This is a genomic window from Mycobacterium sp. SM3041, assembly GCF_039668335.1.
In the GTDB taxonomy this organism is placed as follows: domain Bacteria; phylum Actinomycetota; class Actinomycetes; order Mycobacteriales; family Mycobacteriaceae; genus Mycobacterium.
Window position 1 is genome coordinate 62,683 of the sequence record NZ_JAYXBQ010000038.1, and the last position, 22,507, is coordinate 85,189.

A 22,507-nucleotide genomic window follows, 5' to 3' on the forward strand; every position below is an offset into this window, starting at 1 on the left:
CAATGTCACCTGCTCCGACCGTCTCCAACCGGAATACTTCTACTTCGCCGGTAGGACGATCGATGTGGTCGAGAGGTTCTTTTTCGGGTGGTTCGGCGGTACGGTGAGGTCCAATCACGGTATGCCACTATTAGATACGCCGATATCAAACAGAGCAACTTGCAACCGGGTATGGAATCACGCCGCGGCAGACTGACGGCTTCGATCGGTGCGTGCTTATCGATCCCAATGGCACTGAGGTGGCGGTCGCCAGCGGCGGCAAGATTTCAGCTGCGAGTGATCTCGTTCCGCTCTCGAGGTATTTGCAGGTGGCGCCAACAGAGATCATGCGGTCGTTCACCAATGAGACCGGAGAGCCCCTTTTCCGCGTGTTTGGCTGACTAGCGGCAGGCGAGGTAGTTCGAGTTCGGAGGCTGGCGTGAAATTCACCGATGTGTACTTCTCCAGAGAGCATCGGTACTCAATCGGCATCGAGTCCGAATCGGAAAGACACTACGTCTCGATACCGGTCAGCAACGGCTTGGTGGATTATGAAGAGTACTACGCAATTTCGCCCCAACAGGCTGCTGTCTTCCCGTCCGACGAGAGCGCGGCTATCAACTTTGTCGCGGAATGCCAGCGCCACGAACATGATGATCTCTTGATCCAAAAGCCCGGCACCAACCGAGGCACGCCTGGGTGAAGCTGCCCAACTGACGGCATGGGCGTCGTTGATCCAATCGGCGGCCGTCCTCCGAGCCGAAGCCACTTGTCGACGAAGGAGAACGATGACCGCAGAACTGACCACACCGGACGACGTAGCCACCGCGTTGCGCCACTGTATGCGTGTCGGATACGGGTTGACGGTCCCCTACTCGCGCAAGTGGGCCATCGGTGGCTGCGAACCGTCGCATTCGCTGTGGTCATTCCCTCACGACGAGATCGCAACCCTTGCCGCAGGGCTCCTACAACTCGATGTGTCGGTCGTCGCAACGGATACTGCGGTTGTGATCGGTCTGCCAAGCGGCGGGGTTTGGGTTGCGGCAAATGGGCAAGACGAGCGCGCGTCCACTGTCATGGTCGGTCTGCATGGCGAGGACAGACCGCGGTACGTCGGAAACTCAGCGAAGGTCGTGCTCGAAGTTCTCAGAGGTCTATCCGACCCTCCCGCTCCCATTCTGGCCTCGAGCGAAATCCTCCAAATAGGGTTTCCCGGCATTCATGATGACGAGCTGACCTACGTGGGCAGTTGGCAGTGGTACGTCCACGGCGAGGCATATGACGACGAGTATGTGCATCGCGCTGCGCACGCCACGCTTGGCGCCATCCAGACAAAGCTGGCCCGTGACGCAGATATCAATGATGCAGTCACCCTGTATCTCAAGCACTACCCCGGCGACAACGACAGGCCGTTCGATGCGCTCTACGGAGCGGCAGCGACTGCGACCAGGAACTCAGTGCGCGCGCTTCTCGACGAGGCAATGAACATCGAGGTGGACTGGAATTCCTTGTCCCTCAAGGAAGCCGGGTCCCTCAAGGAAGCCGGCGATTTCATCGAGTCAGTCATGCACAAGCGGCACCCTGAACTGTCCGCCACGGACCTCACGTGCATAGGCAACTACTACACCTACCAGGTGCGGTAGTCCTCAACGATCCAGTCGAAATGTCCGCGTAGCGGCAAGCCTCATCGGAGGAGCAGGGCGCACGAGCACCAGCCCGACGACTCGCAACCGCCCGCGCGCCGCTCAAGCGATTATTCCGCGATTGCATGTCAGAAACCCCACACCTGACTACCGGTCACATAAATCAGCTTTGGTGGTTCTATCTCAGTAACGAGATCATTAGTCAGATGGAAAGGGATGGGACATGACCGATGTAGCAGGCAAGGTGGTTTTGGTAACGGGTGGCAGACGAGGCCTGGGCGCAGCCCTGGTCGACGAGGTGCTGGCCCGGGGCGCCCGTAAGGTCTACTCGACCGCACGAACGGCCTTCGACGACGAGCGCCTCGAGGTGGTCGCGTATGGCCTTGAGGTCGGTTCGGCGGATTCGGTTGCAGCACTGGCGGATATCGCCAGTGACGTCGACATCGTCATCAACAACGCCGGGGTTTCGCACCTGGATGATCTGCTGACCGGCAGCTGGGATGACATCACGGACACCTTCGACACCAACGTCTTCGGGCCGCTTCGGGTGACGCGAGCCTTTGCACCGATCCTCGGGGCCAATGGTGGGGGTGCCCTGGTCAATGTGCACTCGGTGTTGTCGTGGCTCGGCGGTGCCGGCGCCTACGGTGCATCAAAGGCCGCGATCTGGTCGATCACCAACTCGCTGCGTCAGGAACTGCGGCCGCAGCACACCCAAGTGGTGGGCGTGCATGTCGGGTACATCGACACCGATATGACCGACGGCATCAACGCACCCAAGCTCGCTCCGGCGGAGGTCGCCCGACGCATCATCGACGGAGTGGAAGCCGGCGCCGCCGAGGTGCTGGTCGACGATCTCTCAGTTCAGGTCAAGGCGGCGCTGTCCGGGCCGGTCGAAAACTTGGCCTTCACCCGGTCGTAGCGAAAGGGCTGTGGCGTGCAGACGTCCTAGTTGCGGAAGCAACCGGAACCACCGGCGCTCACGCACCGGGCAGTATCCCGAGGTGAGAGTTGATCGGACTGGAGTCGGGCACCGCCCAATCGACCGGCGGCCAACGTCGGTTGGTTGGCGGCACCGCCAGTAGGGTTTGGGGTATGTCGCGACCGATCGACCTGGCGCACCCGGTGATCAAGCTGCTGACCGAGTACGGACCGCTCAGCGACGACGACGTGCTGCAGAAGTTGCGGGCCAACGGCACCAAGGACGCGGAGGCGGTCTTCGACGAGTTCGACCGTCAAATTGACTGGCCGATGGGCTTCTTGCCCGACGAGCGCGTGGTCTGGTTGCCGGCGCTGCTGGCCGGCAAGGTGTTCACCCACCGGGTCAGCGCCGTCGAGGTCGCCGACGACGTGCTGACGGTCACTCCCGATCTGGAGCCGGTGGCTCCGCTCGCCCGTGAGCGCTTCGACGGCACGCCAATCGACCTGACGGCGCCCCGGCTCACGTACACCCGCGACGATCTGTTCGAGCAGGCGCGGTTTGCGTATGACTACGACGGCGAACAGTTCAGTGCGCTGATGCTGCCACCCGGCACATTGCGCGACCTCGGGGTGGCGGCAGGCGATTTGGTCGGTGTCCGGGCGACCGCACAGGGCCTGGTGGTCGAGAAGGTCGATGCGGTGACGCCGTCGAATGCAGGCGCGTTGATGGCAGGGATCCTGGAACCCAACGACCCACGCGAACTCGAATCCGTGATGTGGGCGGTGTGCAGTCAAGATCCGACGTTGTTCACCACACCGGCCGCCCCGCTCAGTGAAATCATCGACGAGCAGGGTCTGGCCCGCGATGAACACCTCGTCGCATCGGCCGGATTCGACTTCGTCGCTTGGAATTTCGAGTCCGAATGCCGGGAGCTCGCCGACGACTACGATCTCTCCACCGCCGATGCCATTGCCGTCGCCTCGCTGTTGCAGATGCACCGGGTCATCCAACAGATGATCGAGCAGCCCGACATCGACGACGAACTGCTCTCCGACGATGAGACACCCGAAATTTCAGAGGAAGTCGCCGGCACTTACGCAGAATTCGGTGCGAAGCTCTCCGACCCCGTGGTGGCCGAAGCGCTGTTCGAGCAGGCGACGGCAACCGGGCGCAGCGGTGCCGCCGCGCTGGGCGTGCTCGCCGAAACGATACGCCGGCACATCCCTCGCAGCGCCCAGTCCAACTGTTGGTGGCTACAAGCCGCAGCGCTCGAGCGTCTCGGCGACGTCACCGAGGCAGAGCGCGAGCTGTTGGCCATCGAATCGTCCGATCCGAATTGCGAACTGGCGCTCTACGATCTGGCACGATTCGCATCCGACCGCGGGGACGCCGAACGCGGTTTGTCCCTGCTGCGCCGCGCCGGTGCCGAACCGGACGACCACATGGTGCAGCTGTTTCAGCGGTACGTGGCCACACCGCGCAGCGACATCGGTCGTAATGAGCCGTGCTGGTGCGGCTCGGGCCGAAAGTACAAGAAGTGCCACCTGGGTCATGAGCAGGCGACCCTTCTCGAACGCTCAGATTGGTTGTACACCAAGGCTGTTCAGCAGGTGATGCACAGCGACTGGGACGAGCTGTTGACCGACGTACGCGTGACGCGGGCACGAGCGGCGCGCGACGAAGAAACGATGCTCCGCCTCCTGGAGGACCCACTGGTGATCGACAGCGTGCTGGTCGAAGGCGGTGGGTTCGCCGAATTCCTCGAACAGCGAGGTGCGCTCCTCCCCACGGACGAGTTGGAGCTGCTCCGCGTGTGGGCGGAACAAGAGCGATCGGTATATGAGATCCTGCGCGTCGACGACACTGTGACGGTGCGCGACGTGCTCCTCGATGAGACGTTGACGCTGCTGAGCGACGTAGTGGGCGGGACGCTGAAACCGGGCCAGGTGGTCTGTGCCCGGGCCCTGCCCGTGGGCGCCGGCTTGCAGTTCGTCGGCGCCTTGGTCGTGGTCAACCCAGACGACGTCGACGATCTGATCGAGTTGCTTGACGCCGAGCCGTCGGCACTGGACGTGGTGGAGTTCTTCAGTCCGCCCGCCATGTGATCTGTGGCAGGTCTGACTGACGTGCTCACATTTCGCGCATCGAGCCTTGGATGTAATTTTCCACCCGCACAGTCGATTCCCCCGACCACCGGTAGGCCGTCAACGCTCCGCCCTTCACGGCGCTGAAATCCACGCACGCGGTGCGATCAGTCCAGTCGAGGCCGTGCTCAGGGATTCCGGTCCGCCAGTAGTGGCCGTACACCACCGGCACATCGCCGCGGTACACGTGGTCATCGTTCCCGACGGTCGTCGACGGCAGCTCCGGGTACGGTGATCCGTCCGGCGTGGTGAAAGTGCTTGTCATCTCGGCGAGTTCACGCAATGTCGAGCCGGTGCTCCACCACCGCAGCCGCGAGCTGCTGCGCTGGTGCCCATCCTTGTCCAGATAGGGCAGCTGGCCGTGGTCGGTCAGGCTCAGCTCTGGTCCCTTGATGAGCGTTTCCACGGCCTCGTACAACGGGTGGCCTTCGGTCGACGCGTTGGCGAACTGGTGATCGGAGCCGAATACGTTCGAACCCAGCTCCCCCTCAACAACTTTCATCGATGGCTCGTGCCAGCACGCGTGCACGACCCGCAGCCCGCCCAGGTCCAGCCACAAGGGGATGGTGCGGAACCAGTCCAGGTAGTACTGCTGCTGATCGACACTCAGCTGTTCGAGGAATGCCTGATGCTGCCGATTGTTCTTGTCCGAGTGCCGACGCAGATGCTCACCGTTGGCGCCGCGAATGCCGTAGCAGACGGCGTTGAACTCATGGTTGCCCAGGACGATCTGCGCACTGCCGGCATCGACCATGGCCTTGACGAGCTCCAACACGCGCAGCTGTTGCGGGCCGCGGTCGATCAGGTCGCCGACGAACACAGCCTGCCGGCTCGGGTGTCGGTACGCGCCGTTGGCATGCTGGTATCCTATCGCGTCCAGCAGGGATTCCAGCGGGTCGGCGCAGCCGTGGATGTCGCCGATGACGTCGTAACCGGTCACGGGCTGATCATCGCACTTCATGGCTTCACGTTCCTGCAAGTGCGGGTGTTGGCACGGCCATGTGGTTCGGAAGCCCTGTCTCATAGCGGATCCGGAGGAGGCATGTACCGTCCGTGCATTCCGCGCGGGTCGCCCTGCTGGTAAAGCCGATCCTCGTAATCGGCGCGGTCAGCCAACATGTCCCGCTGGAACTGCTCGTGGCGCAGCTGCTCGTCTCGCCGTTGCGCGGCTTTGACAGCCCAGGCCACGAGGCCTGCCAGCAGGCCGATCACGATGAAGACGCCGATCAGCCAGGGATGTTTACTCACGGTCCCCAGCAAGAACAAGCCAACGAAGACCACGCCGACGGCCAGCGGTCGGCGGTTGGTCGTGCGTACGAGGCCACCATTGCCGGCGACTGCCACCGCGGAGGACCCGCCACCACCAAAGATGGCCGCAAGGATCCAGATCGGGAGCCAGAGCCCGCAGGTCAACAACGTCAGCACCAGGTGCAGGGCGTGGCTGGTGCCGCCGCCGGTGGATACCGCCACCGCGACCGCCTGCGCAGGTGCCGGTGCAGTCGGCGGGGTCGGTACGAAGTGGGTGGTCCAGCGCCGGCCGTCGTGGTAGCGCTGGCCGGGCTGACCGCTCGGGTCCGGGTACCAACCGGGTGCGGGTGTTGAAGGTCTGGTCATTGTTCGCTCCTGTTTTCTTCGGCGGCAGTGGGGCGTCCTGCCCTCAGCCGAGCCGATCAGAATGTCATGGGGGACTGACAAATTGAGCTCCTGCGGCGCCAGGGGCCACGGTCACGTTTGGACGCCAGCACCCTTCGGCGCATTCAGGAACGCGTCGATCACCGGCTGAGCATCAGGGCACATATTGTCGACCGCCGCGACGACGATGGTGGCCGACTCATAGCGCGCGTATCCCACCTTGCTCAGGAAGCCAAGAGCGCCGGGCACGCCGGCGCCGGAACGCAACAGCCGGCAGGTCATCTTGCCCGCGTCGATGACGCCGGAGATCGACGAGTAGTAGACGCCGTTGTTGTCGAGGTTCGAAACGAAGTCGTACTGATCGGCCTGTGCGGGTGCCGCGACAAAGAGCCCGATCAGCGCCATCGCGCCGACAGCCAGAAGCACATGTACGCGGTTGAGATAAGTGGTCATCGGGGTCTCCGTCCTTCTCGAGGAACGCCCGCTTCCCGCGAGCCCTACAGATTGACAGAGCCCACCGACAAGTTCGGTTGGCTGCGCGAGGGGGACGATCTGGCACCTGACGGCGGGGCGACGTGGTACCAAGATCAGGTGCCGGACGCCATCGATCCCCTGCTGCTGGGGCAGCGCGTGGTAGCGATCCTGGAGACCGGCGTACGGGTTGCCACATACAAGCTCGCCACCCTCATGGCCCTCATCGACCACTGCATCGAGAACCTTCCGGAGCATCCGACGGAACCGCTCGTGGTGCCGATCCCCGATCGCGCGCACCGCTTGATGGAGTTGTACTGGCGACAAGTCCGGCCATTCGAGGGCCAGCTGCTGCGGCAGTCGAGTGGCGAACGCGAGCGAATTCCTCGCGCTGTCAGAGCATTACGCGCTGCCTCGGGCGCATCGTCCCTCAGCGTGGCAATGACCATGGCACCCGACGTTTACCGGTCGAGCATCGACGAGATTGGCCTGTGTCTCGCGCAGCAACCGCTCTACCGCCTTCAGCGACTGCCCGGCTCCGAGGCCAGCGAGCCCTTCCTCTACGACGACAGTTTCCTGCACTCGAACGTGTCACGCCGGACTCTCCGCGACCACAATGACGCGATCGTGCTGATGCCCGGCGTCGCCACGGGCCTCGCGCGACTGGCCGGGCTGCTCAAACCCGCCCTGGAGATCATGTGGGTCGATGATGTGCGCCGCCTCAACAAGTTCCTCAGCGCCGACGTTCCCGACATTGCCGGCATCTGTTCGGTCGCGACCGCACCGCGCTGGCCGCGGTACGAGGACCGTTCAAAGAGGCCTTCGGCCCGCACTGCTTCTACTGCAAGACCCACCTGCCTGCGGACAACCCGATCGACCATGTGCTGCCGTGGTCGCTGGTCGGCATCGACGGTCTGGCCAACCTGGTCCTGGCGTGCACGCGCTGCAACTCTGACAAGCGCCATGCGCTGCCGGCAGTTCGCATCGTGGACCGAGTGCTGACGCGCGACCAGCAGACACTGGAGCAGATCGCCGACGAAATCCGTTGGCCCACTGAGTACAACCGGGTTGTCGCCGCGGCCCGTGGGATCTACCGCGGCCAGCCACCGGGCATTGCGACGTGGTCAGGCTATAAGTCGAGCACGCGGTTCGACATCGGCTTCGCGCCCGGCTGGATCACGGCGATGCCGGCAACAGCGACGCCACCACCGCGCACAGGTGCCTGACCTCCGAGGCTGACGGCTGCAACTCGAACGCGTGGACGTGGCAGGCACTGCTCAAGCCACTCCAGGCGCGGGAAGCTGAGTCGGCGGCATCGGCAGTGTCCAGCGCCCGCAGCACGATAAGCCGGCTTCGAGCGTTCGCCCATGGCACTGCAGCGCCCAGGCTTTCGCACCGCGCAACGATGATCTCCTCCAATGCCTGACGCGCCAGGAATGCCGCCATCCGTGGCGCCAGGCCGTCGGCGCGTGGCTTGGTCAGGATCTGCTGCGCGTGGGCCAGCAGATCAACGGCGCTCATTGCAGGGCCAGTAGGTCGTTGACGGCCCGATCCAGGTCGCTCGCGTCTTCCTTCGAAATCACATGACCAGCTCCATGCATGCCGGCATTACCGATGTTGAGGGCTCGCAGCCGGTAGGGCTTGGCCTCAACCCAATCAGTGAGATCAGCCTTCGAGTCCCCTAATACTGCCAATGCCATTCGGTTCCGTGTCTTCTTGGCCGACTGCCAGTTGTCCTCGGATTCAACCCGCGAACGCCCCGCCCGTGACTGCCGAGCGAAATACGATTGCTTGGCCGCTTCTTCGAGCGCCATCCGGAAGAGGCTGGGTGCCACACGCCTTTGGACGTCATCAGGTACATCCTTGTCCCGGACCACTGCCAACGCATCATCGACCAACCGCCTCGCCGGGCTCATGTTCGTTCGTGTCTTGACCTGCGACTCGGTCGAGCGCACCACCTCCACAAGGCGAGCATCCACACCAGTCTCGCGGATCACCGAGGCCAACCGGTCGTCGTGTGAGAACACCACCACCTGATGGGTCGTGGCGATCTCCACCATCACCCGAACGAATCCATCGATCTTGGCGGGGTCCATGGCTTGGATCGGGTCATCGAGCACGATGAAACGGAAGGGACTCTTCCCCGAAGTCGCTCGCGGCAGGAACAGCGCCAGGGCAATGGCGTTCTGCTCCCCCTGGCTCATCACCGACAACGCCTGCGTCGGCTTGCCGTCCACCGAACCGCCAAGCATCACTCGGCGTTTGGTCGCGGTGCCGGCAAGCGTGATGTCGCCGAGTTCGACGTTGCTTTCCTGCCGCAGCAGACTCCATATATGTCGAGCCTGCTCGGCAATCGGTTTCAGCCGCATATTGCGAAATGCGGTGCCGTTGTCGGTGACCCATTTCTTGGCTGCCGTCGTCGCCTTGAGCACACCATCGAGCTCGCAGGCCTTCTGCTCCAATGGAATCCACGCCGCGACTTGCGCGGCCAACGGCGCCCAGGCATCCTCACGCTCGACCAACTGCTGCTCGGCCTGAGCCCGCAGCAGTTCCGCGGCGCCGACCACATCGACCAGCTTGGATTCCAGGTGGTCCGCAAGTGCCGCGTCACCCACGGGCAGCTGGCCCGCAGCGGCAACAGCGGTGTTGAACGCCTCCATCGCTGAGAGGTCGACGCCCGGGACTGCCTGCGCCGGCCGGAACCGCGAACTCAGCTCCGCCGCAGCCGTCGTCGCTGCCTTGAGCTCCGTTGTTGCCGCGCGATATTCAGCGAGCGCGGCCTCGTCATCGGAGATGGCCGACAGAGCGGTCTGCGCCCATGCTGCATCCAGCTGTCCGACGCCGCACACCGGGCAGTCGCCGTCGCCGGTCTCGTGGTGGAAGTCCAACGCAGCCTTCAAGACCGAAACTCGCTTGTCTGCAGCAGCGATCACCCCCGCGCCGGCGGCTTCGCTTGCCGCACTCGCGGCCCGCAAGCGCGCGGCACACGTCGAGATATCCTCCACCGAAACGACTTCGAGCTGAGTCAACGCGCGCAGCGCGTGAATGACGCTCTGCTCGGACGTTCCCGACCCAGTGACGATGGCCAAGATCTCATCGATCGGGCGGACGCGCTTGTTGAGCAGCGTCGCCAAGCCTGGGGCTCGATCGTCGTCAGAATCGGCCAGGACCACCAGCGCCCGTCTGCGCGCTGCGTCAGCGGTGTCGCGAGCCGACTTGGTGTCTTTGAGATCGGCGGCCAGTTTCTTCTCGACCTCTGCCAATACCTCGAGACCCAACAGCTTCGCTAGCGCGTCATATAGTTTCGATGGTCCGCCGTCGAACAGCTGCCCCAGTTCCTCGTAGGACAACACCGGCCGGCACAAATCAAGCGGATGCGCCCACCCGAGCGAGTCAATGCCCGGAACCCGCTCCTGACCTGGAGCCTGCGTCCACATCGCGCAGTCGGCCAGGGTGGCTTCGTCCGGCCAGTCGACGCCGATCTCCACCGGCCCGCTACCTTCGCGCGTGAATCCGATGCGCACAGCGGTGGGGTTGGGCTTGTGCAGGTTTCGCCACGACTCAGCCCACAGCGCCTGCTTCTCTTTCCACCGATAGCTCGTCCCTGTCAGGGCCAGTTCCAACGCTTCGGCGAAGCTCGACTTGCCGGAGCCGTTGCGGCCGCTCACCACCGTCAGGCCCGGAGCCGGGTGCAGATCGAGTTTCGCCGTCGATCCGATACCGCGGAAGCCAGACACCTTGATGCTGGCTAGAAAGGTTGGCGACCAGTCTGTGTCGGAGTTCTCGCGGTCTCCATCACCGACTTCGGCAAGCGCGGCGAGGACGACACCCTTGGCTGCTTCGTCGAGCTTCTTGTCTTCCGCCAACAGATGGATGATGACTTCCTGAACCGATTCCTCACTGCGCGCCGGATCGTCGTGTGATTCTTGCTCCACGGGGTGATTGAACTACGGGGCACTGACAGCCTGTGGAGAACCCGCGATTTCGTTGCGTCCCCGGCATGCAGGCAGCAGCCAGTCGGATGTCGGTGCACCGTGGCACGATGACGCCCATCGGTGGCAGCGCAAGTTCCAGGTATGCACGCCCATCACACAGGAGCTTGCGCGAGCAGTTTAGCATTCGCTAAAGTGAGGGAGGGGTTATGAACAGGCGGTCCATCGTGAAAGGCCAGATGCATCAGGTCGACTGCGCGGTTCGCGAGGACGGACGCTCACCGGCCGGCGAGTTCCTTGACGCCCTGAAGAGCGGCGCGTGGGACCGGGCTGAGGGCACGGAACCATTGGATGAGCAGATCGGCGACTATCACTGGTTTCTCAATGCGGTGCGACACTGGGCAAACACCGGCGAGCCGGTCTACCGGGACGCCGTCAAAGCGCTCGACAACGGCGTGTGGGAGTTCCGCCACGGCGACAAACGCCTCACCTTCTTCGACACCGACGGGCGTGGTGACTACACGGCCAAGCTACCGATACGCGAATACAAGGATGCGGACGCACCCGACAGCGAGTTCTGGCAGATCCCGTACTTCGATCCGCTGATCCGCGTCGGCCACGCATTTACCAAAGTCAGCCAGAAGACCCTGCCACAAGATCTTTCAGAATCCGAGAAAGTCAGAGAGGAGGACCTCGCTCATGACCGACCCAACCGATCCGACGCTGATCGATGAGGAAGCGGCAACCGACAGCGGCGCTCAGGGCCTGGCGGCCGCCGACCTCGCCGGTCAGGCCATGCGACTTCTGCATCAGGCACTTGATGCGTCCGACTTCGATCAGAAAACTCTCGCGGAGAAGCTCGGTGTGACGCAGGGCCGTGTATCGCAGGTACTGAACGGCGACGGAAATGTGCGGATTGCAGCGCTGGCGCGCTACCTCCGTGCGCTTGGTTACGAGACCCGGCTCTCGGCGACACCGGTAGACCCAGGCCAGCCCGCCCTGCCCCGGGCGTCGCGTCGTCGCCGAATGGAGCCAGAATCGCGACAGGCCGTCGACGAGAAACGCTACGTCGCCCGCCTGCAGAAGAAGCGCTCTCGAGTGAGGACGTCGAATGGGTGACGAAATCGAGACCACGGCGCAGCTCATCGAACTCGCAGACCTTCGCGAGGTCGTTTACCACGAACTCGTTGCTGGCCGCGTCACCGAAGCGACGGCGCGCGAGCTGACCTTGCGTTCGGAGGAGTTGCATGCGCCCGGCGATCCCGAGTGCGAAGCTGAAGTGAGTTTTCGCACTCGCGTTGAGGACGATAGCCTCGCAGTGGGGGGCCGAGTTGAAACGTGCAACGCCTACGGCAGTTTCGTTGTCGATTGTGAGGCCGTCTTCGCTGTGCCGGCGCCGGTGTCGCGCAACAAGCCGGAGATTGTCCGAGAGTTCGTCGAGCAAGTCGGAGCGTTGGTGGTGTTTCCCTACGTCCGCGCTGCGGTGGCCTCACTCGCATCCCAGATATCAGTACCAGCGCCGCCGCTGCCGCTGCTTCGTGTGGGCGACGTGGTGCTCAGGCCCGACGAGGAGCCAATCGTCGAAGAGCCACCCTCAGACTTCTACATGCGCGGGACGATGTCGGAGACCAGCGACGACGGCAGCCAAGTACAGTTGGCCGAGTTTTTCCTCGACCGCGAAACGGGATTCATTACTCGAGTGGGCGGGGAGGGCGAGACGCCTGAACTGGACGAGCTGCTCGACAACTTGGCTAAGCTGCCCCCGCCCGATGAAATGACATGGAAGTGGATGGTAGGTCAACAGGGCGAAGAGTCGGCCCGCCAATCCATCGAGGCACTGCGCGCGAGCGAGGGAGACGCGGCCACCGACGCCGCATTGACTGAAATCGACCGAGCTGTTGCAGAAATCGAAGCGGAACACGCGGTTGTCGCGCTACACGAGGCGATCGAGAGTCTGAGCGATGCGATCACGTTCGCAAGGAAGTCCGCGGACGATAGTGCTAGCGCCGAAGCCGCTGGTGCACAGCATGTTCCAGCCGCATTCCTAGCTGCCGCAATACGGGTGCGAGATAGCTGGGCGCACGTGAACGCCACATGGCACCACGCGAGTTAGCGATCCACCTCCAACTCAAACGGTGAGCAGGCCAATGACCTTCCACCCGTCACCTGGGCTCAAATAGTTCGAGCGACTCTTTGTACGGCAACCACCGGGTAGGGACACCGTAACTTCCCTGCCCGAGTCTGAACCTGTTCGCAAGAAGCTCATCAGGTTGGCCGGCGACTATGACCAGCCGCGCACCGGGGCGACCTTCCTGTGAACCGCCCCGAGTTTGGTGCACACCTTCTTTCGAGGGAAGGTTGTTCGCATCATGCCGAAGAAGTACGACGAGCAGTTCAAGGCCCGGGCGGTGCGGTTGGTCGCCGACCATGCCGATGAGTACGACACCCGCACGGCCTGCATCACTGCGGTGGCCAAGCGGTTGGGAGTGTCCATCGAGACGCTGCGCCGCTGGGTCAACCAGACCGAGGTCGACACCGGGGTCCGGGACGGAGTCCCGACCGACACCGCACGTGAGTTGCGCGACCTCAAGCGTAAGAACCGTGAGCTAGAGGAAACCATCGAAATCCTCAAGGCCGCAACAAGTTTCTTCGCGCGGGAGAGCGACCCGCGACACCGGTAATCTGCGCGTTCATTGCCGAGCATCGTGCTCGGTTCGGGGTCGCTCCGATCTGCCGCGTGCTCACCGAGCACGGCTGCCAGATTGCCCCGAGAACCTTCTACGCCTGGCTGACCCGACCCCCGTCGGCGCGGGCCTTGTGGGACACCGTCATCACCGAGGTGCTGGCCGGCTACTACGAGCCCGACGAGCACGGCCGACGCAAGCCGGAGTCACTGTACGGCGCGGTCAAGATGTGGGCTCATCTGCAACGTCAGGGCATCAGCGTGGCCCGCTGCACCGTCGAGCGCCTCATGCGGGCGAACGGATGGCAGGGGGGTGACCCGCCGCAAGAAAGTGCGCACTACGGTCGCGGATCCGGCCGCGGCGCGTGCCGCGGATCTGGTCAGACGCCAGTTCCGGGTGCCCGCCCCCAACCGGCTGCTCGTGGCGGACTGGTCCACACCCGGTTGAGCTCCCCGGCATCGAACCGTCGTTTGACCAGGTCCGGGATCGGTGGCGCGTCCAGGTCAACCACCGTTGTCGGTGGCGCGAACGACCGTGGGCTGATCCCGGCCAGCCCCTGGCGCGCCAGTGAAGCAGCCACGGTCTTACGTGACACCGTGCGGCCTTTCTCGCGGAGGTCAGCCAGAATCCGCGGTGCCCCGTACACCCCGCCAGAGGCCTCGTGAGCGGCCGCAACCGCAGCATCCAGACCGGCACACGGCGCACCGCAGCTGCCCTCGGCCCAGCGACCGCGTTGCTGCGCCATTTGTAGAATCCCGACCGGGACACCTCCAGTAGCCGGCACATCCGCACGATGCTGAAGTTGGCCTTCTCCGCGGCAATAACCTGGTAGGCCTCTACCGGTTCTGTTCAGAGGCGAAGAAGGCCGCAGCTTTCTTTAAAAACTCACGATCCAAACGCAATTCAGCGTTTTCTTTGCGTAGCCGTTCAAGTTCGGCACGCTCATCAGCATCGAGCACCGCGTCAGTATCGGTGCCCCCGGCGCGTTGCTGAGCCAGGCGCACCCAACGGCCCAGAAGTTGTTCACCGACACCGATCTCAACAGCCACATGTGCAATCGGCCGACCCGTCTCGATCACCAGGCGGGCAGCCTGCCCCCGAAACTCCGGGGTGTACTTCTTACGCTTGCCCGACATACGGACATCCTCCCCGTGGGACCAGCAGTCCCGCCAGTTAGGTGTCCACCATCAGGGGTCAACCCCAGTCCGCAATAACTGCGGACTTTTGAAGTAGATTGGCTGCTGTCTGACCAAACCCCGGTGTACCGCTACCAAGATTTTACTGCCGGGCACCGACAAGCTCACCGGCCTTGACCGCGAAGGCCGGTCCAACGAGACGCTGTAGTCCGAACGACGCACATTGCCGATTCTCGCCACACCATGTCGGTGGGTGGTCGTAACCTGCTCTCAGGATCAAGGGGAGGTAACCGTCGTGGGTGATGTCGGCGTCAAGTTTCTTGAGGTCTTGCGCGAGAAGATGATGATCGACGACGAGTGGACCCAGCAGCACGAGCGAGGCTTCACCTGGTGGGCCTACAGGTTGGCGCAGCACTTTGAGGTCGACCCGCCGGTTTCGGATGGCGTAATCGATATCTACGCGGTCCGTATCTGGACCGACATAGTCAGAAACGTCGACCCGGCAACGAATCCCGACCAAATTGTCACTGTAGCCAACATGCACCAGTCCATAAACGCGACAGTGTGGGATCCGGAGACACAAACGGTCAGCGAGTGCTGCACGACGTATGTCAACGAAGAAAACTTCGACTGGATGGCGAACCTCATTGCCGCCGCGGCCGTCATCCAAAATAGTGCGGCCCACACTCGTGCACACGCGCTTGCTGATATATGCGCTGGCGTGCCCGCAGCATCCGATCACCCAGTCAGAGGACATCGCCCCGAGATGGATGACATCCTCAACGTGCCCCAGCAGGTTCTCGTTCCGGTGGGCGCCGAACCGTCGCACTTCGCGGGTCCTAAGATGGCCGCCGTTCTGGACTTCATGACGCATATGGGCATTGCGGGCAGCTCCGGCCCCACTGAGGTGCGGTTCTCTGTCCCCTTCGCCGATCACCACACTTCTTTGGCGATGCTTGCGGCTGGGCAAGGTCCTCCCATGTCGCACGGTCAGATTCTGACCGACGCTCCGCACCCTGAGGATGGCAATGGTGCGTTGACACTGATGTGGATCCCGGCGCATCCGGACTTCAAGAATCCGGCGATGCTCGCAAATGCCCTCAATCACGCTGAGGCTCAGTGCGAATCGGGCGTTCCACTGTTGGGCGCGTGGTGCCCAGATCCGACGTCCGAAGATGGCAGCGGACTGGCCTTCTGCAGTTTTCTTCCGAACTTGGTCGCGCGGCCAGGTCTCATTGAGAATCAAGTGCTCTACCAACGACGACGCTCCGCCTTCGCGGCGCATTGGCTGTGGCAATCTGCGGGCAGCGATGCTGATCAGGATCAAGCCCGCCAGGCGGAGAATGAGACAAATTGAACCCGCCTACGCAGAAATACGACGACTTCGAGTGGGCATCGCCCGCGGATCTGGCTCGCCGCGCCCGCACGCAGGAGCCGTGGTGTTTTTACCGGGCTACTGCAGTGCATTTCGAGGCCGGCAGGGTTCTTCCTGCTGTGGATGGCGATGGGGCCGAGCCGCCATTCGGACCACTCCATGTGATCACCGCGGTCCAACCGGATGCAGACCCCGAGGATGCCGAGAGTGCCGGTCGCATGGACGTTCTGGACTGCGAGCTCGCCGAACGGGGCCTGGGCGCGGTTCCCGTCGTTGGAGCCGCCATCGATGGCAGCCATGCCGAGAATAGCCGGGCGGTGTTCGGGCTCACTGACGATGAGGCCCGCGCCATGGGGTTGCGATTCGGCCAGGTGGCGATCTTCAGCTGGAGCGGGTCACAGTGGTCGGTACTGGCAAGCGCTACTGATCGGGCCGACCACGATCGTTGGCGGTGGGAACCCAACAGTTAACAATGTGCCCCGCTGAAACACACGCGGGTCGCGAATACTGTCACTGCTCATCGGTTCCGCTGGAAAGGCGCACATCATAGTGACCGCATCTGACGATCTCACGGGCGAAAACGACTTGCGCTCATTGGGTTTCCCAGAGGACACACTGTCACTGGCGATAACCGCACTGCCGACACCGGGCGTAGCTCGACAGTGGGTTGAGATACTCGGCCCTCGAGCTTTCGTCAAGAGGCTCCTCAAGGCCATACCGGCCACCGGGTTCGACGCCGAGGACTACCTGCGGTGGCGAGAAGCTGGACTCGATGACCATGCCGCACTTGACCTGCCGCCTAAGCTTGCTGACGCGGGGTGGGGACCCGAGGACTATCGACGTTGGCGAGCAGCAGGGTTCACTGCTGAAGACCTGACGAAGCTATCGCGCTATCTGACAGCAGATTTCAGCATCGACAATGTGTTCTCGACTCTCGAGCGTTGGCTTGGTCCCGGGGAGACTTCTGGATACGGCGCGGTATATGAATTCACGGAAGTCCTGAGAAGCAAACGCGCCCATGCCGACCTTGCGCGCCTCGTCACCAGTGGCTTCAGCGGTCACGAGATCTACACGTGGTGCAGCACCGGCATCACAGACACCGCATGGATCGAGTGGAAACAAGCCGGTTTCGCCGCCTGGCATGCAGGGCAATTCGCGCGCCTAGGCATACCACCCGGCACGGCGGGACAATGTTCCGATGCCGGTCTCCGGGCTGACGATGTCGAGCCGTTCCTCACCTCCGGCATGCTGTTGGATGAAGCCTGCGACTGGGCTCAAGCGGGCGTCGATGTTGACGATGTCGATGACTTCACCGAGCTTGGCCTCGGTCCGTCGGAAGCGGTCGTCTATGCCAAAGATGGGATTCGACCGCATCAGATCACCCGAACCGAGACCGGCTACGACGTCGAACTGGAGCCGTGGCAGGAGGATCCCCTTGACCAGCTACCCAAGGTGATCGAGCCCGGAGACATCAACCTTCGCCTCTGGTCATCGACACAGTACGACGACGAACCGGTCGAATGCGCAGTGTGGCTGCATTGGGGCGGGACCCACACGATCGAATGGTCGGTGGTCAGCGGCATAGGTATGTCGATGATGTCGGAAGTGTCATTCTCCGGGATCGCAGGCTGGCCCGACGGCAAGAACGTCGAACTCTGCTACACCCGGGACTACAATGAACGCGGCGTCGACTGGCTCGCCGGGGCCGCACCGACCGCGCAAGATCCCAACGGTTCCAAGGATCCACGCCAATGGCTGGCGCTCGCCAGCTCGCTCGTCGATCTCACCGATGGACTGCTCGATTCCGGTGTCGAGTCGATCGATGAATACACCAGTGATTACCACGACCCGGCCAACCGCGAGTCGCTCAACTTCAACGAAATGTTCGCAAAATTCCTCACTACCGCGGGCGCCGAAGGCAAACGACCCGAGTTCTACGATTGGCTCACCGCCGCACTGGAGAAAGGCGCCTACACGCAAGCGTGACCTAATAACTCCCCCGGAATTTCCGAACGCATGATGTCGGTGCCCTGAGGCATAATCGAAATAGCTCACGAGCGGACGACTGTTCGGGTACCTGGCCCGTCGTCCCGGCAACCGCGCCCCTACCGCACGGTGCCCCAGGGGAAGAGCAGGCACACCTGAGGTGTGCAAGTGGTGGGCACACCCAGGTTGGGTGTCGCCGGAGAGGCGCAGTGATGACCTTCGACATCGTGCGAGCGCGTGCACTGGCCACACAGCTCGGATATTGGCCCGCAACGACCGACCCAGAATCCGTTGAGCGCTATCAGCGCGAGATCGCGGCAAGGTCCGTGCGCAGCGAACTGGATGCCGACGGCAGGTACATCCTGGTCCGCCCGCGGCCGACAGAAGGTGGTATTCCGTTGCGCGGCACCATCACCGAGTTGTCCGTCCACATCCCATGCGGCCAGCTGCGCGGACCGTTGTACAAGGACTACGACTGGTTGTGGCAGTCCTGCCCGCACGAGGACGCCCCGCAGAAGTGGAACGGCTGCGATGTATCCCGTCAAAAGGATCTCTGTGTGATCTGTGCCCGCGGCACCGCAGGCGGTACGTCACGGTGGGCGTGGATTGCCTGCAAAGACTGCACGGCAGCCAATAGTTCCCTGGCGCCCAAACTGGGCTACACGCCGTTCGCTCTCGGGCGCCACAGCCTGATGAACGGTATCGGTATTCACGGAGGGGCATCACAATACGAGCAGGAACGCCAAGCGGCACGCTTGGCAGAGTTCAGCCGCCACCATGGCGCTCTTTACGAATGGAAAAGGACCGAATTCAGAAGGCTTGCGCAAGTATTCGATGCCGTGGCCGACGTGCCACTGCGGGTGTGGCAGGAACAATGGCCACCCGGACGGGAGGCTTCCGACGACGCCATCGCCCGGATGTTGACCGGATAGCCCGGGTCACGGCCCATCTGGTAAGTACGGGGTACGCAGCGATTCTCCAGACGCCAACCTGCACAGCCAGTCTTATGAAGTGCCGTGGCACTGACATACCGCCGGCAATTGCCCATGCGGTGTCGCCACGAGCTGTTTCAATGACCTGTACGAATGATGAGGAGGATGCGTGTCGGAACGACTACTGACCCCATCGAAGGTGACCGCATGGCTTGATTGCGCCCACTACCTATCGTTGCAGAACCAGGTCGATGACGGCACGCTCGCGAAGCCGAATCAACCGTTCGGGTCGTTCGCACAGTTGTTGGCGGACAAGGGGATCCGGCACGAAGCAGATTGCCTCGCGGACTACCGACGGCAACAGAAGTCGATCTATGAAGTACCGGCCATCTGGGAAGGAGAGAAATTCGCCCGCTGGGTACAGCGGGTCGGTAACCCCATGGCCGATGGGTGCGACGTGATCTACCAAATGCCGTTCGTGCATGACGGCATCCGAGGCATCGCGGACTTCCTTATCCGAGTACAGGACTCGGAGACCGGCGTGGTCTCCTATGAGCCGGTGGACGCCAAGCTCGCGCGCAAGGAGGCCAAGCCCGGGCACCTTCTGCAGTTGTGTTTCTACGCGGATGCGGTCGAAGCGTTGACTGGGATACGGCCGGCGCTCATACATATCTGGCTGGGGTCAGGCGTCGTTGAGTCCTACCGGGTGGATGAATTCAGCGCCTACTGGCGACGGCTGCGCAACCAATTGCGCGCCGCACTCGCAGCCGGCCCCACCGCCAGCACAGCGCCGGCCCGGTGCACCCACTGCCAATTCTGCGAGTTCAGCGATGTCTGCGAAAACCAATGGCGGGACGAGGATTCCCTGATTTACGTGGCAGGGATCCGCGCAAACGACATCGAGGCTCTGACCACCGCAGGCATCAAGACGCTGACGGCGCTCGCCCAGACCACCGAGCCGATCACCGGTGCCCGGCCCCTGAGGCTGGCCCGACTGATAGGTCAGGCCGCGTTGCAACTGCAGGCCCAGCCGGAGGAGCGCCCGCCATTCACCGCAATCGAGCCAGTCGATGAGACCGATTGGGGCCGGGGACTCCAGAAACTTCCCCAGCCCGACGACGGGGATGTATTTCTGGACTTCGAGGGCCACCCGTTCTGGCGCGCCGACACCGGCCTGTTTTTCCTGTTCGGGTTGATCGAGCGCACCGTGGGCGGAACGTGGGAGTACCGGGAATGGTGGGCGCACGACCCCGAGGAGGAAGCTGCGGCCACTGCCGCCCTCATCGATCATCTGGCTGCTAGGCGGGTGGCGTATCCGGGGATGCACGTCTACCACTACAACCACACCGAACGCAGCTCCCTCGAGACATTGGTCGCCACCCACCGGGTGCGGGAGGATGCCCTGGCCGAACTGGTCGGGCAAGGGATATTCGTGGACCTCTACCCCTTGACACGCAACAGCTTCCAAGTAGGAACGGAAAGCTACGGACTGAAGTCGCTGGAACGACTAACGGATTTCGAGCGCAGCCACGAAATCGACAAGGGTGCCGGCGCAGTGGTTCAGTACGAAAAGTACATGGCAGAGGGCAATACCAACCTGCTGACCAACATCGCCCGGTACAACGAGGACGATGTCCGGGCCACCATGGCTCTACGGGACTGGCTGGTCGAGCACCGTCCCGGGAACCTCGAATGGTTCGTCTGGGAACCGGAGCCGGAAGGTTACACACCCAGTGAGCTCATAGGCCGATTGCACGAATTCGACGCAGACAGTGTGGAATACCTACTGGGAGACCTTCTGGGCTACTGGAGCCGCGAGTGGTGGGCGTACTACGCACCCAAGCGCATCAAACTCCAAGCAGACCCCGAGGACGTGGTCGATGACACCGCTGTCATCACCGCCCTTCAGTACACCGGGTTGGTCGAGCGGACCGGCACCCGGGGGCAAAAGATCCTGCCCTCGCTGGGGTTCACCTTCCCGCCGCAGGCGCTCGACGACTTCCCGATGGAGGGCGACCGGGACAGGGACGTCCATACCATCAACGCCGAGGGTCAGCGCTTCGACCTCAAGATCGCCCGACTCGACCGCGATGCCGGCCTTCTCGAGCTTGTACAGAGCAAGAAGGCCGCCGAGGACGGCCATGTGCCCAGCGCAGCGGTGCTCCATGAATGGGTTTCACAGCGCGCTAAAACGGACCGGCTAGAGGCTTACGCAACCGACTGGCTGGACGGGAACGGGGCCGCGACAGCGACGGCGGCGCTGCTGCGCCGAGACATACCGCATTTCCGTGAAGGCAACGGACCAGTCGGCGGTGCGTTCACCGATGACATCGACGACATGTGCCGATGGGTCACTCAGTTGGACACCGCGGTGGTCGGTATCCAAGGTCCACCCGGGGCCGGAAAGACCTACAGCGCTACGCATCTGATTTATACCTTGATCGCGGCTGGTCAGAGGGTCGGCATCACCGCAACCAGTCACCATGCGATCATCAACGTGTTGCGCGGCGTGGTCGCCGTTTTCACCGAGAAGAACCAACTGGGGTTGCTGCGTGGGGTGTATAAGCCGGCGGCCGGTAGTAAGCCCGCGCTGCCCGGGATCGACATAGTCGACAAGAATCCCGCCTGCGCGGACCCGCAATACAATCTGGTGGCCGGTACGACCTGGTTATTCGCATCATCGGCAATGCAAGGCGCGCCGCCGGTGGACGTGCTCCTGGTTGATGAGGCCGGGCAGATGTCGTTGGCGGATGCGGCCGTGGCGTCCACCGGGGCCCGCAACGTGATCCTGCTGGGCGATCCGCTGCAACTGCCCCAGGTCGCCCAAGCTAGCCATCCGGGGCACAGCGGCCTGAGCGTGCTCGATTACCTTCTAGGCGAAGCCACCACCATGCCCGCGGAGCGCGGGGTGTTCCTGTCCACGACCTACCGCATGCATCCCGATGTGTGCCAGTTTATTTCGACGCAGTTCTATCAAGGCCGCCTCACAAGCGCAGACTCCTGTTTGCAGCAAAACACCGCGGCCGGCACGGGCTTGCGGTGGCTGCGCGCCGAGCACACCAGCCGCTCTACCTCTTCGTCCGAAGAAGCGGATCTGATCGTCAGCCAGATCGGCACTCTCATAGGCACGCCGTGGACAAATCAGCGCGGCGAGGAAAGGCCTTTGACAGCAGCGGATTTCATGGTCGTCGTTCCGTACAATGACCAGGTCCGCACCGTCAAGCAACGGCTTGCCGACGAACCCGCGCTGAACGGAGTGCGCGTCGGTACCGTCGACAAGTTCCAGGGCGGCGAGGCTGCGGTGGTGCTGTTCAGCATGACCGCCTCTAGCCGCGACAACATCACCCGCGGGGTGGACTTCCTGTTCTCGCGCAACAGGTTGAACGTCGCAGTCAGCCGTGCTCGCTGCCTGGCCTACCTGATCTGCACCGAGGAACTCCTCAACGCACGGGCCCGGGATGTCGAAGAAATGCGGTTGATCGGGACGGTGGCGGCTTATGTGGAAGTAGCGACTCGCTAAACATTGTTTCGGTGCGGATTTCGTGTCGGGGCGGGCCGGCGCAATGCCTGATGCCGGGCCATCGCCGAGGAATCACACCTTCGTCCCAAAGATCGGCAGGCGAGGGAGCAACACGATTGCGACGTTCGATGTGCGGGTCAGTTGTACGGGG

Annotated in this window: 19 protein-coding genes, 2 pseudogenes and 1 riboswitch; of the genes and pseudogenes, 14 read left to right on the top strand and 7 right to left on the bottom strand. The window is 63.0% G+C overall.

The window, feature by feature from the left end:
* The first annotated feature begins 418 nt into the window (after positions 1 to 418).
* The 4 genes from VXD91_RS10790 to VXD91_RS10805 all read left to right on the top strand — a co-directional run bounded on the left by VXD91_RS10790 (position 419) and on the right by VXD91_RS10805 (position 4,649).
* A complete protein-coding gene (locus VXD91_RS10790; RefSeq protein ID WP_318985640.1) occupies positions 419 to 682 on the top strand; it encodes a hypothetical protein in 264 nt (87 codons plus the stop codon).
* A gap of 85 nt (positions 683 to 767) precedes the next feature.
* A complete protein-coding gene (locus VXD91_RS10795) occupies positions 768 to 1,622 on the top strand; it encodes a hypothetical protein (protein WP_318985641.1) in 855 nt (284 codons plus the stop codon).
* 223 nt (positions 1,623 to 1,845) lie between these two features.
* On the top strand, positions 1,846 to 2,544 hold the full coding sequence (locus VXD91_RS10800; protein ID WP_318985642.1) for an SDR family oxidoreductase: 699 nt from the start codon (positions 1,846 to 1,848) through the stop codon (positions 2,542 to 2,544).
* Positions 2,545 to 2,717: 173 nt separating this feature from the next.
* Complete coding sequence (locus VXD91_RS10805; RefSeq protein ID WP_318985643.1) at positions 2,718 to 4,649, top strand: SEC-C domain-containing protein; 1,932 nt, start codon at positions 2,718 to 2,720, stop codon at positions 4,647 to 4,649.
* Positions 4,650 to 4,674: 25 nt separating this feature from the next.
* On the opposite strand, the gene VXD91_RS10810 is transcribed toward VXD91_RS10805, so the two are convergent.
* The 3 genes from VXD91_RS10810 to VXD91_RS10820 all read right to left on the bottom strand — a co-directional run bounded on the left by VXD91_RS10810 (position 4,675) and on the right by VXD91_RS10820 (position 6,773).
* Positions 4,675 to 5,649 carry a metallophosphoesterase gene (locus tag VXD91_RS10810; protein WP_318985644.1) on the bottom strand — a complete coding sequence of 325 codons (975 nt, stop codon included), beginning with the start codon at positions 5,647 to 5,649 and terminating at the stop codon, positions 4,675 to 4,677.
* Positions 5,650 to 5,708: 59 nt separating this feature from the next.
* Complete coding sequence (locus VXD91_RS10815; protein WP_318985645.1) at positions 5,709 to 6,302, bottom strand: DUF2510 domain-containing protein; 594 nt, start codon at positions 6,300 to 6,302, stop codon at positions 5,709 to 5,711.
* Positions 6,303 to 6,413: 111 nt separating this feature from the next.
* Complete coding sequence (locus VXD91_RS10820; RefSeq protein WP_318985646.1) at positions 6,414 to 6,773, bottom strand: DUF732 domain-containing protein; 360 nt, start codon at positions 6,771 to 6,773, stop codon at positions 6,414 to 6,416.
* 138 nt (positions 6,774 to 6,911) lie between these two features.
* On the opposite strand from VXD91_RS10820, the pseudogene VXD91_RS10825 reads away from it, so the two are divergent.
* Positions 6,912 to 8,017, top strand: a pseudogene (locus tag VXD91_RS10825) (HNH endonuclease).
* Here the strand turns inward: VXD91_RS10825 and VXD91_RS10830 are convergent.
* Together VXD91_RS10830 and VXD91_RS10835 are read right to left on the bottom strand one after the other, a co-directional pair.
* A complete protein-coding gene (locus tag VXD91_RS10830) occupies positions 7,968 to 8,312 on the bottom strand; it encodes a hypothetical protein (RefSeq protein ID WP_318985647.1) in 345 nt (114 codons plus the stop codon). The pseudogene VXD91_RS10825 and the gene VXD91_RS10830 overlap by 50 nt on opposite strands.
* Complete coding sequence (locus tag VXD91_RS10835) at positions 8,309 to 10,657, bottom strand: AAA family ATPase (protein WP_346415396.1); 2,349 nt, start codon at positions 10,655 to 10,657, stop codon at positions 8,309 to 8,311. The genes VXD91_RS10830 and VXD91_RS10835 overlap by 4 nt, the downstream gene beginning before the upstream one ends.
* A 275-nt stretch (positions 10,658 to 10,932) precedes the next feature.
* Here VXD91_RS10835 and VXD91_RS10840 point away from each other — a divergent pair, with 275 nt between their 5' ends.
* From VXD91_RS10840 to VXD91_RS10855, 4 genes and pseudogenes are all read left to right on the top strand, one after another.
* Positions 10,933 to 11,457, top strand: coding sequence for a hypothetical protein (locus VXD91_RS10840; RefSeq protein WP_318985649.1), 525 nt, complete (start codon positions 10,933 to 10,935; stop codon positions 11,455 to 11,457).
* A complete protein-coding gene (locus tag VXD91_RS10845; protein WP_318985650.1) occupies positions 11,423 to 11,842 on the top strand; it encodes a helix-turn-helix transcriptional regulator in 420 nt (139 codons plus the stop codon). The genes VXD91_RS10840 and VXD91_RS10845 overlap by 35 nt, the downstream gene beginning before the upstream one ends.
* Positions 11,835 to 12,836, top strand: a complete 1,002-nt coding sequence (locus tag VXD91_RS10850) for a hypothetical protein (RefSeq protein WP_346415397.1) — start codon at positions 11,835 to 11,837, stop codon at positions 12,834 to 12,836. Before VXD91_RS10845 ends, VXD91_RS10850 begins: the two co-directional genes overlap by 8 nt.
* 256 nt (positions 12,837 to 13,092) lie before the next feature.
* Positions 13,093 to 13,842 (top strand): annotated as a pseudogene (locus VXD91_RS10855) (IS3 family transposase); the annotation flags it as partial.
* On the opposite strand, the gene VXD91_RS10860 reads toward VXD91_RS10855, so the two are convergent.
* Positions 13,787 to 14,152 carry an IS3 family transposase gene (locus tag VXD91_RS10860; protein WP_346415398.1) on the bottom strand — a complete coding sequence of 122 codons (366 nt, stop codon included), beginning with the start codon at positions 14,150 to 14,152 and terminating at the stop codon, positions 13,787 to 13,789. The pseudogene VXD91_RS10855 and the gene VXD91_RS10860 overlap by 56 nt on opposite strands.
* 91 nt (positions 14,153 to 14,243) lie before the next feature.
* Complete coding sequence (locus VXD91_RS10865; protein WP_318985652.1) at positions 14,244 to 14,543, bottom strand: transposase; 300 nt, start codon at positions 14,541 to 14,543, stop codon at positions 14,244 to 14,246.
* Between the two features lie 295 nt (positions 14,544 to 14,838).
* Between VXD91_RS10865 and VXD91_RS10870 the strand changes: the two genes are divergently transcribed.
* The 5 genes from VXD91_RS10870 to VXD91_RS10890 all read left to right on the top strand — a co-directional run bounded on the left by VXD91_RS10870 (position 14,839) and on the right by VXD91_RS10890 (position 22,356).
* A complete protein-coding gene (locus VXD91_RS10870; protein ID WP_318985653.1) occupies positions 14,839 to 15,900 on the top strand; it encodes a hypothetical protein in 1,062 nt (353 codons plus the stop codon).
* On the top strand, positions 15,897 to 16,388 hold the full coding sequence (locus tag VXD91_RS10875) for a DUF3293 domain-containing protein (RefSeq protein WP_346415399.1): 492 nt from the start codon (positions 15,897 to 15,899) through the stop codon (positions 16,386 to 16,388). Before VXD91_RS10870 ends, VXD91_RS10875 begins: the two co-directional genes overlap by 4 nt.
* Before the next feature lie 79 nt (positions 16,389 to 16,467).
* The gene (locus VXD91_RS10880; RefSeq protein ID WP_346415401.1) at positions 16,468 to 17,904 is read left to right on the top strand and encodes a hypothetical protein; all 1,437 of its coding nucleotides are present in this window, start codon (positions 16,468 to 16,470) and stop codon (positions 17,902 to 17,904) included.
* Between the two features lie 63 nt (positions 17,905 to 17,967).
* Positions 17,968 to 18,081: riboswitch (SAM riboswitch) on the top strand.
* Positions 18,082 to 18,116: 35 nt separating this feature from the next.
* Entirely contained in the window at positions 18,117 to 18,836 is a 720-nt protein-coding gene (locus VXD91_RS10885) for a hypothetical protein (protein ID WP_346415402.1), read from the top strand.
* A gap of 169 nt (positions 18,837 to 19,005) precedes the next feature.
* Entirely contained in the window at positions 19,006 to 22,356 is a 3,351-nt protein-coding gene (locus VXD91_RS10890) for a TM0106 family RecB-like putative nuclease (protein WP_346415403.1), read from the top strand.
* The last annotated feature ends 151 nt before the right edge of the window (positions 22,357 to 22,507 follow it).

Bases quoted from the DNA above. Each gene is read 5' to 3' on its own strand.
- VXD91_RS10845 (WP_318985650.1), top strand. From the start codon at position 11,423: ATGACCGACCCAACCGATCCGACGCTGATCGATGAGGAAGCGGCAACC.
- VXD91_RS10820 (WP_318985646.1), bottom strand. From the start codon at position 6,773: ATGACCACTTATCTCAACCGCGTACATGTGCTTCTGGCTGTCGGCGCG.
- VXD91_RS10830 (WP_318985647.1), bottom strand. From the start codon at position 8,312: ATGAGCGCCGTTGATCTGCTGGCCCACGCGCAGCAGATCCTGACCAAG.
- VXD91_RS10815 (WP_318985645.1), bottom strand. From the start codon at position 6,302: ATGACCAGACCTTCAACACCCGCACCCGGTTGGTACCCGGACCCGAGC.
- VXD91_RS10795 (WP_318985641.1), top strand. From the start codon at position 768: ATGACCGCAGAACTGACCACACCGGACGACGTAGCCACCGCGTTGCGC.
- VXD91_RS10860 (WP_346415398.1), bottom strand. From the start codon at position 14,152: ATGGCGCAGCAACGCGGTCGCTGGGCCGAGGGCAGCTGCGGTGCGCCG.
- VXD91_RS10865 (WP_318985652.1), bottom strand. From the start codon at position 14,543: ATGTCGGGCAAGCGTAAGAAGTACACCCCGGAGTTTCGGGGGCAGGCT.
- VXD91_RS10810 (WP_318985644.1), bottom strand. From the start codon at position 5,649: ATGAAGTGCGATGATCAGCCCGTGACCGGTTACGACGTCATCGGCGAC.
- VXD91_RS10850 (WP_346415397.1), top strand. From the start codon at position 11,835: ATGGGTGACGAAATCGAGACCACGGCGCAGCTCATCGAACTCGCAGAC.
- VXD91_RS10840 (WP_318985649.1), top strand. From the start codon at position 10,933: ATGAACAGGCGGTCCATCGTGAAAGGCCAGATGCATCAGGTCGACTGC.
- VXD91_RS10800 (WP_318985642.1), top strand. From the start codon at position 1,846: ATGACCGATGTAGCAGGCAAGGTGGTTTTGGTAACGGGTGGCAGACGA.
- VXD91_RS10805 (WP_318985643.1), top strand. From the start codon at position 2,718: ATGTCGCGACCGATCGACCTGGCGCACCCGGTGATCAAGCTGCTGACC.
- VXD91_RS10885 (WP_346415402.1), top strand. From the start codon at position 18,117: ATGACCTTCGACATCGTGCGAGCGCGTGCACTGGCCACACAGCTCGGA.